This is a genomic window from Sphingomonas sp. SKA58, from assembly GCF_000153545.1.
Lineage (GTDB): Bacteria > Pseudomonadota > Alphaproteobacteria > Sphingomonadales > Sphingomonadaceae > Sphingobium > Sphingobium soli.
The window spans coordinates 353,762-368,745 of record NZ_CH959308.1; the positions used below are offsets into that span (position 1 = coordinate 353,762).

Sequence of the window (14,984 nt, forward strand, 5' to 3'; positions counted from 1 at the left end):
TTTTTCCACCAGCAGCCCTCAGGCTTCCCCCATCAAGCGATAGCCTACCCCCAATTCGTTGATGATAAGCGCAGGGCGCGACGGATCGATCTCCAGCTTCTGGCGAAGGTTGCGTACGACGATACGGAGATAGTCGATTGGACGGTCGATCCCATGGGGCCATGCAGCCGCCAATATGCGCTGATGCGTGACGACCCGTCCGGGATGCAGAGCAAGCTGGCTAAGCACCTCGAACTCCTTGCGGGTAAGATGCACCTCTTTGCCATCACGGCGAACCTCTCGATTGGCGAGATCGATCGTCACGGTGCCGGCCAGCACGATCGGTGACGCGCCCTGCGCCTCGATGCGGGCGCGCAGGGTCGCGCGCAATCGGGCAAGCACTTCTTCGCTATCAAAAGGCTTGGTTACATAATCATGCGCGCCCAGGTCGAGCGCGGCTACCTTTTGATCCGTGGATTCACGCGCCGACAGAATGATGATCGGCGCAGGGCATCGCTGCCGCAGGAGCGTCACGATTTCCAGGCCGTCGCGATCGGGCAGCCCCAGGTCGAGAAGAATGGCGTCCGGTGCGCCATTTTTCGCCTGCTCCAGAGCCTCGGCCGCCGTCCTAGCTTCGATGGGCACATAGCCCGCGCGCACCAGCGCGCTTTCCAGCAGGCGGCGAATGTGAAGGTCATCGTCGACGACCAGGATGCGGTTTGCGGTCATATATCAAGCGTTTCCTCCGGTGGCCGCACGAGCAATCGTTCCGGAAAATCAATGCTGAAACACGCGCCATGGCCATCGTCGCGGTTCTGCGCCTTTACAGTCATGCCCATTGCCTCGGCAAAGCCCTTGACGATCGCCAGCCCCAGACCCGTGCCACTGGCGGACCGATCGGAACCCTCCAGGCGGCGGAAGGTTTCGAATACCTCTGCCTCTCGGCCCGCCGGAAGCCCCATGCCGCAATCGATGACCGACAGGACGAGCCCGTCGATGGTCCGCTTCGCGTGGATGATGATAGCTGTTCCAGGGTCGCCATAGCGCCCCGCATTGTCGAACAGGTTGAGCAGGCAATGATGGAAAAGCTGCGGATCCACCATCACCAGCGGCAGGTCGGGCGCGACATTGAGTTCTATAGGATGCCCATCAAGCGAACGGCGCGTGTCATGGACGGCGCCACTGACCGCATCGGTAAGATCGACCAGTTCGAGATGGAGTTTAAGCGCGCCAGCCTCGACGCGGGCCATATCGAGCAGATTGGCCACGAAACGATTGAGGCGGGTCGCCTCGCCCTCCAGCGTGTCGAGCAGCGGATCGGGATATTTGCGGCGCAGTTCGCCCGCCGCCGCCAGAACCGATGTCAGCGGCGTTCGCAAGTCGTGACTGACTGAAGACAAAAGCGCGGACCGCAAACGTTCGCGCTCCTGCATGGCGTCGATATCGCGCATCTCGCTTTCCAGCCGAAGGCGCTCAAGCGCGAGGGCAGTCTGATCGATGAGACTGCCCAGCAATGGCAACTGGTCAGAGCGAACCGGGTCCCTGCCATCTTCCTGCGCGAGGCCCAGGACCGCCAATATACGATCGCCTGCCTGGACTGGCTGAAATCGCCAGTCGGACGCGGTAAGCGTGCCGGTGCCACGGCCTGCCGGCTGGCCAGTATCCTTGACCCACTGCGCCGCCGCCATTTCCATCGTTTCAAGATTTGGTCCGGCATGGCTCGAAGCCTTTATGGACAGTCCGGCGGACCCCTGTTCGAGCATGACGACGCGGAGGGACAGCAGGCGCGCAATCTCCACGCAGGCCGCATGCGCCACTTCTGCGGGATCCTTGAGCGATGTCAGGTGGCGCAGATAGCCGGCCAAAGCGGCGTTGGTCCGCGCGCTTGCAGCGGCAAGGTCTGCCTGCACGCGAACGTGGGACGTGAGTTGGCTGGTAACGAACGCAACGCCCAGCAGCACGAAGATCGAGATGATGTTTTCCGGATTGCTGATCGTCAGCGTGCCCGTCGGGGGCAGAAAGAAGAAATTATAGGCAAGACTGGAAGCCAGCCCGGCAAAGAGGCCCGTGCGCAGGCCGAACAGGCTCGCCGCCGCCATGACCGGGACGAGATACAACATGCCGACATTGCCAAGATCAAGGATGTGGAACAGCCCAGACCCGATCAGCGTCACCGCCACCACCCACGCGAATGTCCAGAGATATCCCGATGGCGCGCCCCAGGGAGACATTGTTGAGCTTGGAAGTTGCGAGCGCCCTATCGCGCTGGGCGACTCTTCTTCGAATGGCAACACATGCACGGCAACGCCGGGCGTTTCGCGCACGAGTCGGTCCACCACCGATCCGTGTCGCATTTCGAACAGGCGCGACCGGACGGATTTGCCGACGATAAGCTGGGTCGCGCGAGCATCGAGCAGGAAAGCTTTCAGCCCTTGGGTAACAGTCGAAGCGGGCACGGTGGCAACCTGTCCACCCAACTGGGTGGCAAGAGCAAGCACGGCCGCGATACGCTGATGCTCGTCCGGACCAAGCTGGCGCGTGCGCGCCGTTTCGACATGCACTGCTGTCCATGGCGCATGCAGCGCGTCCGCAATTCTTTTGGCCGCCCGCACAAGGCCGGTTGAGCCGGCAATTTCGCTGACAGCCACAACGATCCGCTCGCTACCCGCCCATGTGCCACCCAGCGCATTGGCGCGAACATGATCGAGCATCTGGGCGTCGACTGCCTGCGCCGCGCGGCGGAGCGCGAGTTCTCGCAGGGCGGAGAGGTTCGATTGCGAGAAGAAATGACCAAGTGCGCGTGTCGCTTCCTGCGGCAGGTAGACCTTGCCTTCCTTCAGCCGTTCGATCAGTTCGGCGGGCGGGATATCCACTACCTCAATCTCTGCCTGGTCAAGAATTGTGTCAGGCACCGTCTCACGCACGCGAACGCGGGTGAAGGAAGCAACGACGTCGTTCAGACTCTCGATATGCTGGATGTTGACGGTCGAATAGACATCTATGCCGGCGTCGAGCAGTTCTTCGACATCCTGATAGCGCTTGGGATGGCGGCTGCCGGCAGCATTGGTGTGCGCCAGTTCATCGACCAGTGCGAGTTGCGGGCGGCGCGCGAGCAGTTCGTCCAGATCCATTTCGGTCAGCATGTGACCCTGATGGTCTATCGCGCGGCGCGGCAGGATTTCGAGCCCGCGCGTCAGGGCTTCGGTTTCGGTGCGGCCATGGGTTTCGACGATCCCCACGACGACATCGACGCCGGCCTTGCTGCGGGCCATGCCTTGCGACAGCATCTCAAAGGTCTTGCCGACGCCGGGCGCGGCGCCAAGGAAGATTTTCAGCTTGCCCCTCCCTTCCTGCGCGGCTGCGCGCAGGAAGGCTTCGGGCGGAGGTCGATCCCGCTGCGTCAACGTGTCCCGCCGGTCCGCCGGTTCGCCAGTTGGTCAAGCTGCCGGTTGAGCGCCAAAAGATTCACGCGGTCTTCCCCCAGGAAACCCAGCAGCGGATGGTCGACATTCCGGTTCACCAGATCGCGTATCTGCGTTTCGGGCAATCCGCGCGCCTGCGCCACGCGTTTCACCTGCACAAGAGCGGAGGCCGGCGATAGATGAGGGTCGAGGCCCGATGCGCTGGCCGTCACGAGATCGATCGGTACTGGCCCGGTGATGCCAGCGTCCCGTTGCTTATCGATGTCCGCGCGGACACGGGCGACCAGCGCCTTGGACGTCGGGCCCAGGTTCGAACCAGACGAGGCAAGCCCGTCATAGCCTTTCCCCGCGGCCGATGGCCGCGTCTGGAAATAGCGATCGCTGACAAACGCCTGTCCGACCACGCTCGACCCGACCACATGGCCCTGTGAGTCGCGGACCAGGCTGCCATTGGCCTGAGAAGGAAAGATAGCCTGTCCGATGCCGGTCATGACCAGAGGATAGACGATGCCGAGCAAAAGGGCGAACAGGATCGTGAGAATGATCGCAGGCCGCAATGACGTGACGAAATCCTTATTCATTGGAGCGCCTCCTCAGGCGAGACCCAGGCCGCCAACGGCCAGGTCGATGAGCTTGATGCCGATGAAGGGCGCGACGAGCCCGCCCAGTCCGTAGACAGCGAGATTGCGGGCCAGCAGCGGGCCGGCGCCCATGGGTTTGTAGGCCACGCCCTTCAGCGCCAACGGCACCAGCAACGGAATGATCAGCGCGTTGAAGATGATGGCTGACAGGATCGCGCTTTGGGGGGTCGCCAGCCCCATGATGTTGAGCACGCCGAGGCCAGGATAAAGGGCAACGAACATCGCGGGAATGATGGCGAAATATTTCGCCACATCATTGGCGACCGAGAAGGTCGTCAGAGCCCCACGGGTCATCAGCAATTGTTTGCCCAAGCCGACGACTTCGATGAGCTTGGTCGGGTCGCTGTCCAGATCGACCATATTGCCCGCTTCGCGCGCCGCCTGCGTGCCGGTGTTCATCGCCACGCCGACGTCGGCCTGGGCAAGCGCCGGTGCGTCATTGGTCCCGTCGCCGCACATCGCCACCAGGCGTCCGCCCGTCTGTTCCTGGCGGATCAAGTCAAGCTTGTCCTCAGGGGTTGCCTGGGCCAGGAAATCGTCAACACCCGCCTCGGCCGCGATCGCCGCCGCGGTCAGCGGATTGTCGCCGGTAATCATGACCGTGCGGATGCCCATTTCGCGCAGTTCGGCGAAACGCTCGCGGATGCCGGCCTTCACCACATCCTTGAGGAAGATCGCGCCAAGCAGCTTGCCGTCCTTTGCAACCGCCAGAGGCGTGCCGCCGGCGCGGGCAATTTCATCCGTCACGCGCCGAAGTTCGGTCGCGGCCGCCATCTCGCTTGATCCGGGATTGGCCTTCAGAATCGAATCAACGGCGCCCTTCTGCACCAGCGAACCGGCGACCTGCACGCCCGAGATACGGGTTTGCGCAGTGAACGGGATGACCTCCGCGCCCTCGGGCAATCGGGTCGTATCGATGTGGAATTTTTCCCTGGCCAGAACAACGATCGAGCGCCCTTCAGGAGTTTCATCCGCCAGGCTGGCCAACAACGCCGCCTCCGCCAATGTTTCCGGCGTCGTGCCTGCCACCGGGCGGAACTCGCTTGCCTGGCGGTCGCCGACCGTAATCGTGCCGGTCTTGTCGAGCAGCAGGACATCCACGTCGCCGGCCGCCTCCACCGCACGCCCCGACTTGGCGAGCACGTTGAACCGCACGAGGCGGTCCATGCCGGCAATGCCGATCGCGGACAACAGGGCAGCGATGGTGGTCGGGATGAGCGTGATCAGTAGCGCTGCAAGGATAGCGACGGGTATGCCGCCGCCGGCATAGCTGGCGAAGCTGGGGATAGTGCCGACCGCGATCAGGAAGATGATCGTGAGGCCGACGAGAAGGATGGTCAGGGCAATTTCGTTCGGCGTCTTCTGCCGTTCGGCCCCTTCCACCAGCGCGATCATGCGGTCGAGAAAGCCCTGCCCCGGCTCGGCCGTGATGCGCACCTTGATCTGGTCTGAGATGACCCGGGTGCCGGCGGTGACCGCCGACCGATCCCCGCCTGCTTCACGGATCACCGGCGCGGACTCGCCGGTGATCGCTGCTTCATTGACACTGGCGACGCCCTCGACGACTTCGCCATCGGCAGGGATGAGATCGCCCGTTTCCACCAGCACGATGTCGCCGGCGCAAAGCTGGCTTGCCGGCACCTGCTGCAAATGGCCATTTTTCAGCCGTTTGGCGCTAAGCTCCGCCTTGGTTGCGCGGAGCGAGGCTGCCTGCGCCTTGCCGCGTCCCTCCGCCAGCGCCTCGGCAAACGTTCCGAAAAGCACCGTCAGCCACAGCCACATGGCAAGTTGCAGCTTGAAGCCGATGCCTAGGCTATCACCTCCCACCACGAGCAGGATCGTCATCAGCAGCGCGACGCAAGCCGTCACGAACATCACGGGGTTCCGGATCAACGCGCGGGGATGAAGCTTTTTGAACGCGTCGCCGATTGCCGGGATAATCAATTCGGCAGTGAACAGGGATTTGCCCGTCTGGGTCTTTGTGGTTGCGCGAGCCATGCGACGCCCCCCTTAAAAGAGTTGCCCGTCGATCATCGCGAGATGATCGGCGATGGGACCGAGCGCGAGGCTCGGCAGAAAGGTTAGGCCACCGACGATCAGGATGATTCCTACCAGAAGGCCGACCCAAAGAGGCCCGGTCGTGGGGAATGACCCCGCGCTTTGCGGCGTGTATGTCTTGGCCGCCAAACTACCCGCGATCGCCAGCATCGGCACGATCACGAAGAAGCGGCCCAACCACATCGCGATGCCGAGCAGGCTGTTGTAGAAGGGTGTGCCCGCAGTCAGGCCGGCGAAGGCAGAACCGTTGTTGCCTGTAGCCGAGCTAAACGCGTAGAGGATCTCCGAAAAGCCATGCGGGCCGGCGTTGAGGGGGCCGACCAGACCGGCGGGTAGGACTGCGCTGACGGCTGTGAAGCCCAAGATACATAGCGGGAGGATAGCGATTGCGAGCACCGCCAGCTTTACCTCCCTCGCCTCGATCTTCTTGCCGACATATTCGGGCGTGCGCCCCACCATCAATCCGGCGACGAACACCGCAAGGATTGCGAAAAGCAGGAAGCCATAGATGCCCGCGCCCACGCCGCCGATGACGATCTCGCCCAATTGAATGTTGAACAGCGGGATCATGCCGCCCAGCGCCGTGAAACTGTCGTGCATCGCGTTGACCGCGCCGCAGGAGGCCGCGGTCGTGATGACCGAAAACAGGGCGCTGGCGGCGATCCCAAAGCGGACTTCCTTGCCCTCCATATTGCCGCCGGTCGTGCCGAGCGCATGGAGGACCGGGTTGCCGGCAGCTTCCTGCCAATATGTTACCGTGACGCCAGCCACGAACAGCACAAGCATCGCAGCCAGGATCGCCCAACCCTGCCGGCTGTTGCCGACCGCCTTGCCGAAGCACCAGGTCAGGCCGAAACCGATCATGAAGATCGACAACATCTGAACCAGATTGGTGAGCGCCGTCGGGTTCTCGAACGGGTGGGCCGAATTGGCATTGAAGAAGCCGCCACCATTGGTGCCCAACATCTTGATCGCTTCCTGGCTGGCCACCGGACCAAGTGCCACGGTCTGCTTTGCACCTTCGAGCGTCATTACGTCGACCGACGCGGCCAGCGTCTGCGGAACGCCAGACGCTATCAGGAACAAGGCGTAGACGAAACAGATCGGCAGCAGCAGATAGAGGGTGACGCGCGTCACATCGGCCCAGAAATTGCCAAGCGACTGCATCTCGCGTCGCGCGAAGCCGCGAAACAGCGCGAACGCAAGTGCGATCCCGGTTGCTGCCGACAGGAAATTATGGACCGTCAGGCCAAGCATCTGGCTGAGGTTCGACAGTGTCGCTTCACCCGAATACCATTGCCAGTTGGTATTGGTCGTGAAGCTGACGGCGGTGTTGAAGGCGCCGTCGGCGCCAATGCCAGCATAGCCCAGCTCATTGAGAGGCAGCAGTCCCTGCAGCCGCAGAACCGCATAGGTGAAGATCATCAGCACGAAATTGAACAGCAGCATATGAACGGCATAGCGCCGCCAGCTCTGTTCCTCTGTCGGATCGATGCCGGCGAGTGTGTAGAAGCCGTTCTCGACCGGACCAAGCACCCAGTGAAGCGGCGTGCGCCGGCCTTCATACAGCGCAAACAGCCAAGCGCCGACCGGCTTGGTCAGCACCAGCAGGATGCCCACGAAGACAAAAATCAGGATCCAGCCTTGGAAAGTCATGATATTGACCTCCCTTTCTAATATTTTTCGGGGCGGAGCAGCACCGCCACCAGATAGACGAGAAGACCAAGTGCGGTTACCGCAGCGAGCCAGAGATCAAGCGTCATCGCGTCACCTCACGCATGATCGCACAGTCGGGCATAGGCCAGCGTCGCCGCCAGCAGCCCCGCCATGGCACACAGCCAGAACAGATCCTGCATATGTCATCTCCTTCAAAATGCTGTGGAAAGTGACAGGAGGATGACGCCATCAGCGATGGAGCCCGAACCGTCCTGACCCTTGCTGAAACTGGGCAACAGATAGGCTGCTTCGCGCCGCCCGATGTCGGTATCGACATAGGTGACGCCCAACGTCAGGTTGCGCCAGACCGCGTCCATCCCCACCGACCAATCCCAATAAGCGCCCGTCGGCGCGACGCTGGTCGCATTGGGTCCGAGCCCGCGGTTGCCGTCGGAATGACCGATATGCGCTTTGGTACTGAGCGGCGTGCCCTTCAGCGCGACGGCTGCATCTCCCCAGATGTAAAGATTGTCTCCCCTCGAGCCTGGATGGGTATAGGTGCCCGACACAGCATCAGCGCCGGTCCGATACCAGCGTCCCAGCGCTTCCTGTTTCGGAGCATAGGCCACGCCCGCCGTCAGCGACGTCGGGCCGGCGGTTCCAGAGAATTTGACATAGGGTTCGGCGAAGTCGGACTTGTCTGCTCCGCCGGGATACATGTACCAGGTCAGACCGACGTCGAGCGCCAAATTTCCGGTGAGCGACCGTTTGTAGCCGGCGAGGAGATCCAACTCCATATTGGCGCCGCCAAACGTCCCCCATCCAGACAAATTTGATGCCCAGGCGCCCGCATAAGCGCCATCCTTGTGCGTTAGGGTGATGCCGCCCTGGAGGGCCATGCGATCGTCGCTCTGTGATACACCACGGAAGCGGTAATCGGATATGAGCATTGCAGAACCGCTGACAGCGATGTCGGGTGCCGGCATCGCAGCATCCTGTGCGAACGCTGGGGCGACCGAAAGCAGACTAACAAATGCCGCAACAGGAGCGGGCAAGCGATGCATGATATCTCCCCTTCGAAGGGCGGCGGAGGCGTTCCGCACGCGAAATCGTGAGGTGACGAGATATTAGCTGACGGCGTTAAATATCGAGATGGGCGCCTGCCCATTTACATAGTATTTGCATATAGAATGACGGGGCAGCACATCCGGCATTTCGGGTCGGGTTGCCGACGAATGACGGAGCAGCAACAGCAGGATCGACAAGGTTGTGGGCAAGCGCGGGTCCTTGCCGCAACAACGCCTTAAGTTTGGCGAAGGCCATCTCGATCGGGTTCATGTAGCGGCTGTAGGGAGGCAGGTAGAAGAGCTGGGCGCGCCGGGCGGTGATCGCTTCACGGATGCCGGGGACCTTGTGGGCGGGCAGATTGTCGAGCACCACGACATCGCCGCGCCGGAACGTGGGTGCCGGGACGTTGCGGACGTAGACCTGGAAGGTATCGCCATCCATCGGCCCGTCGAGCACCCAGGGCGCCGTCATGCCCGTCAGGCGCAGGCCGGCGAAGTGGCGACGCAAGAGTTTGGTAGGCCCGGCATCTCCTTAAAATAACAAATAACCATTTAAAACTATTACATATTATTCATCTCCTTGCCGACGGTACCCCAATGGATACCCCTATCACCACGTGACTGGCTTTAATGCTTTTTTTCATTATGCTTCACTCTTCTCCATTCAGTAAGTACAGCATGGCCAACAAATGGACCTTATACAGGAATCAATTAATTGGGCATGAGGGTGATGAAGGCCGATTAATCACGAGCAAAGGCACGGAGGAAAATATCCCGCACCTCATTCACATCGGAATCAATAACTTCAGCGCGATAGATTTCGGTTGCCCCAGACAGCAAGAAATCCTCGACTTTTGATATGCAAAGACCTCTCAATGCCTGGGCCAATCTTAGCGGGTTGCCTTCGCGTAATGAACCACAGCTCATGGCTTTGGCGAAATAATGGGCGAGTATCTTGTTGGTAACTGACTGTACTCGGGCATGATAAATTTGACCAATCTCCGGAAATCGGGCTCCCTCGCCTACGACCAATCGGTATAAGGATAAGGCATCTGCCGACGTTACCGTTTTCAGGAAATTAAAGAAAAAACGTTCGACCGCCGTGGCGACATCCTCAGAGGGATCAAGTATCAAGCAAAGCCGTTTGTGATACTCGGAGGTTGCTTGGTCAAGGACGGCGGTAAACAGCTCTTCTTTCGAAGGAAAATAGCGCCACAAGGTGCTCTTTGAGCCACCGAGCGTTGCAGCTATTCCTGACATGGTAGTCCGGGCATAGCCATCCTGCAGAAAGGATCGGCAAGCCACGGCAATGATGAACTGCCGTCGATCGGACTGACGCTCTTCCCTTCGAGAAGGCACCCCCTTAATCTTGGACGGCATAACCACAACTACAAGTTCGCCCTGGGATCAGAAAGGATAGGTCGCGGGTAGTGGAATTATCAATACAAAATCGCGCCCGTAAAGCTTTGTCCTCGAAACCTTATTTTTTGCGAATTTTTGACAATCTAGCTCTCACAGATTGCGAGCAGCGTTTTCTTGATCAACGTCTTAGTATGGCTGGTGATTGGCGACGGGGCATCGGCACCAGCCGCCAGCTCTTCGGCCAGCGCAAGGTCCTTTTCGCCGATGCCGGCCTGGCTGGCGAAAAAGGCGCGACGGGCGGCGTCTCCCGGATTATTGCGAAAATCGATGAAACCCGCCATCGGCGGGGTGAGATTGCCGTTGCGCTTCATCACGGTCAGCAGCTTGTCCATCGGCACGCCGGACGCCTCTGCCACATTGGCGACTTCGACACCCAGCATGATACCACACCAAGATATGAGATTGTTGCAGATCTTGAGGGCCATCGCCGATCCGAGCGGGCCGATATGCATCGTGTTCGTCGAAAAGGCGTCCAGTACGATCTGGACGCGCGCGGCGACGGCTTCATCGCCACCCGTCATGCAAAAGACGAACGGGCCGTTCTTGGTCATTTCAGTGCGCGTAACTGGCGCATCGATAACATCGACACCCACGGTGGCAGCTCGTTCGGCTATCTGCTGTGCAGTTTTGGGCTTGATCGTGCTGTGGATGAGCAGGCTCGCCCCCCGCTTCATTACAGGCAGCAGCGCATCAACACATTCCAGCACCTGCGTGTCGTCCCGGACACAAATCCCGACGGCGTCGGCGTCCTCGCCTACCTCCGCTATGGAGGCGGCGAGCTTCGCGCGGCCTTCGAATTTCGCAAGCGCATCGGGAAACACATCGTAAACAGTCAGGTCGAGCGGCAATTTGGCCAACTCCCGCGCCTGATCGCCGCCCATGCTGCCGAGGCCGATGAACCCAATTTTCCTGATACTATCTGTCATGAAATATCCCTCAGGCTTCGTCCAAGTTCGCGAATGAGCTAATCACTCCGAACGTCTTTCGTAAATCCCCGACGGGGTCCGCCTGACCGCCAAACCATTGCGGGAGCGCCAAGGCCGACAGGTCACGCCTAGCTTTTCGGCCCGAAACGAAAGGTGGCGCCGATGCCCCATGTGAAGGGATCGCCGATATAGTCGATCGCCGTGCCCAGTGTCGGCAACTGATCGGCGAATGCGCGGGTCACATATTTCTTGCCGCCGATGTTGCGGCCGAATACCGACAACTCAAGATTGGGATCTTCGATCTGCAGCGCGATACGCCCATTAAAGAGCCCGTATCCCGAAATGGTGTTGATCCGGTTGGCGATGGCGACCGCATCACGATAAGCCTGCGGACGACGCGGATCGGCGGTGAACAGACCGAAATTCTGTCGACCGATATAGGCGTAGTTCACGTGGATCGAGAGTTCCCCGACCGAAGTGGCGAGTTTCTGGGTCACCGAGATGCCGAACTGCTTTTTGGGCATCTGCGGCAGAGCCTCGCCGCTGCGGACGACCGAACAGCGGACTGAACCCGCAGCGGTGCCAGCGACGCAATCGGACACATTGGCGCCGGCGACGGGGACGAACTGCTGCTGCTCAACGAAGGTACCGGCGACATATTTGCCCTCGAGCAAGGCAAGATTGCCGGAGACCAGCATTCCTCCCCAAGGAACAGCGCTTATTTCGAGTTCGCCGCCATAGACACGCGCGTTACCCGAGTTGCGGAGGAATTGCGTGGTTGTACAAGCGAGCGCGCCCGGTGGAGTGATGCAGTCGGAAGCATTGCGCTGCACCTCAGACTGCCAGGAATGGAAAGCCGCAGCATTGATACGCAAACGGTTATCCGATGTACTGAACTTGACGCCGAGTTCAACGTCCCTGACCTTCTCCGGCTTGAACGGCGGCGTCGCGGCCGAACCATTACGCATGTTGAAGCCGCCGGCCTTCGATGCGGCGCTCGTTTTCACATAAGCAAACAGGCCGTCGGTGATCTCCACATCGATGCCTGCCGTCCAGGCGGGATAATCATATTTGACCGAACGCGGTAGGCTGCAAGGCGCAATGAAATCCGGATTTGAGAGCAGTTCAGGCGCGCAGCTATTAGCGGCCAGATTCGTTCTGTTCAGCAGAACAACCTCTCGCTTATCCCATGTCCAACGGACGCCTCCTGTAAGACGGATCGTATCGGTGAGACGGTAATAGCCCTGGCCGAACAGGCCGACCGAGATATTCTTCACTTTGCCGTAATTCAGGCTGAAACCGAAATTGGGTGCCGGGGCTGCGGGGGTAAAGGAGCCGAACGTCTGCGCCACCGACGATTCACGGCCGCTTTCTGTCGAATAATAGCTGCCGAGAATATAACTGAACCGATCGCCAAGCTCTCCGGACAACTGAAGTTCCTGGGAGTATTGATCGGACTTGTAGGCACTTTCGGCCGCCAGAATCTGAGCAGGCGTACCATCGAGTTCGTTCAGACCTATTGCGTTGCTGTAGCGATAGGCAGAGATGGATTTCACCGTAACAGAACCGATTTCGCCATCTATCGTGAGATTGCCGCCATAAGCTTCCAGCCTGTTATAGGCACTCCGGCTGCCCGCGGTCAGAAACCCATAATTGGACCCGACCGGCGGATTGGTGCTGAATGGAATGCCATAGGCATTATACCAATGGGCTTTGTTGTGCAGATATGCCGCAAGAGGGGTTGCGGCGTTGATCGCGCCGATTGCCGCGCTGGTGCCCGGATTGACCGCTGCGAGGCCGACGAACTGACCATGATCCTTGATGATATTGTAGTCGCCGCTGAGCGTCGCGGACCAGTTGCTGCCGGCGGGCGCCCAACGCAATTTAGCACGGGCATAATGGCTGTTACGGTCCTTCAATTCGCTGTTCGAGGTCACATTGCGGGCGTAGCCGTCGTGATCCACGAAATCATAGACGAAGCGCGCCGCCAATTCATCGCCCACCAATGGTACGTTGAGCACCGCGTCGATATTGCGATAATCATAGTTGCCGCCTTGAATGCGGAACTGTCCTTCGAAATCGCCCGTAGGATTGACCGTGACGATGTTGAGCGCGCCGCCGGTGGTGTTGCGACCGAACAACGTGCCCTGGGGGCCGCGCAGGACCTCGACCCGCTGGAGGTCGATGAGATCGGCCGAACCCTGCGAAGGACGCGGAATATAAACCCCGTCAACATAGGTCGCGACCGAAGGGTCGTTGGCGACGCCCGGGTTCAATGCCGGCATGCCGCGAATGGAGATATAGACGAAACCCGAACCGCCCGGGGCGCCGGTCGCGATCGACAGGCTGGGCGCGGTGCGCTGCAGACCAGCCACATCGCCGACCTGCGCCTGTTTGATCATTTCAGTCGAAAGAGCGGTGACGGCGACCGGCGTCGTCTGGATATTTTCCTCGGTCCGCCGGGCGGTGACCACGATGTCCTCTATTCCCACAGAACCGATCTGATCCGCCGCCACCGCCGGCGCAGCGGCCGTGACAAAAACCGACAAGCTCGCCAAGGCGCTTGTCCGAAACCATTTCTCTGAAGCCATATTATCCCCTCCCAGAGCCATTGCATACGGGCAGGACGTTTTTCTATCTCTACCCATCCCCATCGACGGCTAGCATTGGCAAGGAGCCCGGAAAACCGGCTTCCGCGCCATGTCCTGTCTGCGATCAAACCAATGTCCGCTTCGCGATGCTTTGGAATTTTTCGACCGTCGGGCCATGAACATGATGACGGTTTCGCGATGGGATGTCCGGTTTGCGCAATATGATTGAGCATCGACCTGTTTTGGATGAGGCCCCATAACATCGCTTATAAAAAGGGTCGACAGTAGGCTTTGAAAAGGGGGAGCGGACCCAATGGCGATGGCGAGCGAACGATCCAAGATTCAGCCGACTGGCACCATTCTCCCATGCCAACCGCTCACAACCGCCTATTTCCACGTCGAGGACAGCATCATTGCCAACGGCATTCGGGCCGACATCCGACATTTTGCCTGGGATCGCAGTTGTGACGCCATATTCGAGCCGAACAGTCACTATCTCGACTATTCGCTTGGCCCACGCGCGCGCGGCTCACGCCTGTTCCCCGACGGCCGTCGTCATGCGCCGCCCTTTGGCGAGGTGTCCTATCTGCCCAAGGGGAGCCAATTTGCGGCGCGCTGCGAACCCAGCGAATATCGCATTTTCTGTTTGACGTTTGAAAGCCACGCAGCAGATCAACTCTTCGAGAATGACACGCTACCTTCCTCATTGCCCCCCTGTTTCGATGTGAAGGCACCGTGGATACTGAACGGTATGTCCCGGCTTGCACACGAGGTGCGCCATCCCGGCTTCGCTCCCGCCATCATGGTCGAGACCATTGCGTTGTCACTGGTCATCGACCTCTGTCGACACCTTCAAATTCCACACAAATCCGATGTTGAAACCGATCAACGCATGGCGGACTGGCGCCTGCGCCGTCTTCAGGAACGGATCGAGGCGGAACTGGCGGGACCATTGTCGGTCGTCGACCTTGCGATAGAATGCGGTGTCAGCTCACGGCATCTGGCGCGGATCTTCAAGAACACGGTCGGAAAGACGCTCGGCAGCTACATTGCCGATGCGCGGATTGCGCGGGCCAAACGGGAATTGATGCAGGATGGCGCTCTCATCAAGGTCATCGCGGGCAATTGCGGCTTCCAAAGCGCTGCAGCCTTCAGTGCCGCCTTCCGGAAGGCGACAGGCCTCAGCCCAGGGGCATTCCGGAAGGATATACTATACAGCTAG

The 14,984-nt window shown here is 60.0% G+C and carries 11 protein-coding genes and 1 pseudogene; 1 reads left to right on the top strand and 11 read right to left on the bottom strand.

Annotation, left to right across the window (positions count from 1 at the left end; genetic code table 11):
• Positions 1 to 18: 18 nt before the first annotated feature.
• The 11 genes and pseudogenes from SKA58_RS16805 to SKA58_RS16855 form a co-directional block, all read right to left on the bottom strand.
• On the bottom strand, positions 19 to 708 hold the full coding sequence (locus SKA58_RS16805; RefSeq protein ID WP_009823683.1) for a response regulator: 690 nt from the start codon (positions 706 to 708) through the stop codon (positions 19 to 21).
• Positions 705 to 3,383 (bottom strand): sensor histidine kinase, encoded by a 2,679-nt coding sequence (locus tag SKA58_RS16810; protein ID WP_009823684.1) that lies wholly within the window; start codon positions 3,381 to 3,383, stop codon positions 705 to 707. Before SKA58_RS16810 ends, SKA58_RS16805 begins: the two co-directional genes overlap by 4 nt.
• A complete protein-coding gene (gene kdpC, locus SKA58_RS16815) occupies positions 3,380 to 3,982 on the bottom strand; it encodes a potassium-transporting ATPase subunit KdpC (protein ID WP_009823685.1) in 603 nt (200 codons plus the stop codon). The genes SKA58_RS16810 and kdpC overlap by 4 nt, the downstream gene beginning before the upstream one ends.
• A gap of 12 nt (positions 3,983 to 3,994) precedes the next feature.
• Complete coding sequence (kdpB, locus tag SKA58_RS16820; RefSeq protein WP_009823686.1) at positions 3,995 to 6,040, bottom strand: potassium-transporting ATPase subunit KdpB; 2,046 nt, start codon at positions 6,038 to 6,040, stop codon at positions 3,995 to 3,997.
• 12 nt (positions 6,041 to 6,052) lie between these two features.
• A complete protein-coding gene (gene kdpA, locus SKA58_RS16825) occupies positions 6,053 to 7,756 on the bottom strand; it encodes a potassium-transporting ATPase subunit KdpA (RefSeq protein WP_009823687.1) in 1,704 nt (567 codons plus the stop codon).
• 17 nt (positions 7,757 to 7,773) lie between these two features.
• Positions 7,774 to 7,863, bottom strand: a complete 90-nt coding sequence (kdpF, locus tag SKA58_RS16830) for a K(+)-transporting ATPase subunit F (protein WP_009823688.1) — start codon at positions 7,861 to 7,863, stop codon at positions 7,774 to 7,776.
• 105 nt (positions 7,864 to 7,968) lie between these two features.
• Positions 7,969 to 8,820: a TorF family putative porin gene (locus SKA58_RS16835; RefSeq protein WP_009823690.1), complete on the bottom strand. Its 852-nt coding sequence runs from the start codon at positions 8,818 to 8,820 to the stop codon at positions 7,969 to 7,971.
• A 223-nt stretch (positions 8,821 to 9,043) separates the two neighbouring features.
• Positions 9,044 to 9,316 (bottom strand): annotated as a pseudogene (locus tag SKA58_RS20395) (transposase); the annotation flags it as partial.
• A 248-nt stretch (positions 9,317 to 9,564) separates the two neighbouring features.
• Entirely contained in the window at positions 9,565 to 10,203 is a 639-nt protein-coding gene (locus SKA58_RS19605) for a TetR/AcrR family transcriptional regulator (protein WP_083784931.1), read from the bottom strand.
• Between the two features lie 125 nt (positions 10,204 to 10,328).
• Positions 10,329 to 11,171: an NAD(P)-dependent oxidoreductase gene (locus SKA58_RS16850; protein WP_037543842.1), complete on the bottom strand. Its 843-nt coding sequence runs from the start codon at positions 11,169 to 11,171 to the stop codon at positions 10,329 to 10,331.
• Between the two features lie 128 nt (positions 11,172 to 11,299).
• Positions 11,300 to 13,762 carry a TonB-dependent receptor gene (locus tag SKA58_RS16855; RefSeq protein ID WP_198006001.1) on the bottom strand — a complete coding sequence of 821 codons (2,463 nt, stop codon included), beginning with the start codon at positions 13,760 to 13,762 and terminating at the stop codon, positions 11,300 to 11,302.
• A gap of 313 nt (positions 13,763 to 14,075) precedes the next feature.
• Here SKA58_RS16855 and SKA58_RS16860 point away from each other — a divergent pair, with 313 nt between their 5' ends.
• Positions 14,076 to 14,984 (top strand): helix-turn-helix domain-containing protein, encoded by a 909-nt coding sequence (locus SKA58_RS16860; RefSeq protein ID WP_009823696.1) that lies wholly within the window; start codon positions 14,076 to 14,078, stop codon positions 14,982 to 14,984.

Bases quoted from the DNA above. Each gene is read 5' to 3' on its own strand.
- kdpA (WP_009823687.1), bottom strand. From the start codon at position 7,756: ATGACTTTCCAAGGCTGGATCCTGATTTTTGTCTTCGTGGGCATCCTG.
- kdpF (WP_009823688.1), bottom strand. From the start codon at position 7,863: ATGACGCTTGATCTCTGGCTCGCTGCGGTAACCGCACTTGGTCTTCTC.
- SKA58_RS16850 (WP_037543842.1), bottom strand. From the start codon at position 11,171: ATGACAGATAGTATCAGGAAAATTGGGTTCATCGGCCTCGGCAGCATG.
- SKA58_RS16855 (WP_198006001.1), bottom strand. From the start codon at position 13,762: ATGGCTTCAGAGAAATGGTTTCGGACAAGCGCCTTGGCGAGCTTGTCG.
- kdpC (WP_009823685.1), bottom strand. From the start codon at position 3,982: ATGAATAAGGATTTCGTCACGTCATTGCGGCCTGCGATCATTCTCACG.
- kdpB (WP_009823686.1), bottom strand. From the start codon at position 6,040: ATGGCTCGCGCAACCACAAAGACCCAGACGGGCAAATCCCTGTTCACT.
- SKA58_RS16860 (WP_009823696.1), top strand. From the start codon at position 14,076: ATGGCGATGGCGAGCGAACGATCCAAGATTCAGCCGACTGGCACCATT.
- SKA58_RS19605 (WP_083784931.1), bottom strand. From the start codon at position 10,203: ATGCCGTCCAAGATTAAGGGGGTGCCTTCTCGAAGGGAAGAGCGTCAG.
- SKA58_RS16805 (WP_009823683.1), bottom strand. From the start codon at position 708: ATGACCGCAAACCGCATCCTGGTCGTCGACGATGACCTTCACATTCGC.
- SKA58_RS16835 (WP_009823690.1), bottom strand. From the start codon at position 8,820: ATGCATCGCTTGCCCGCTCCTGTTGCGGCATTTGTTAGTCTGCTTTCG.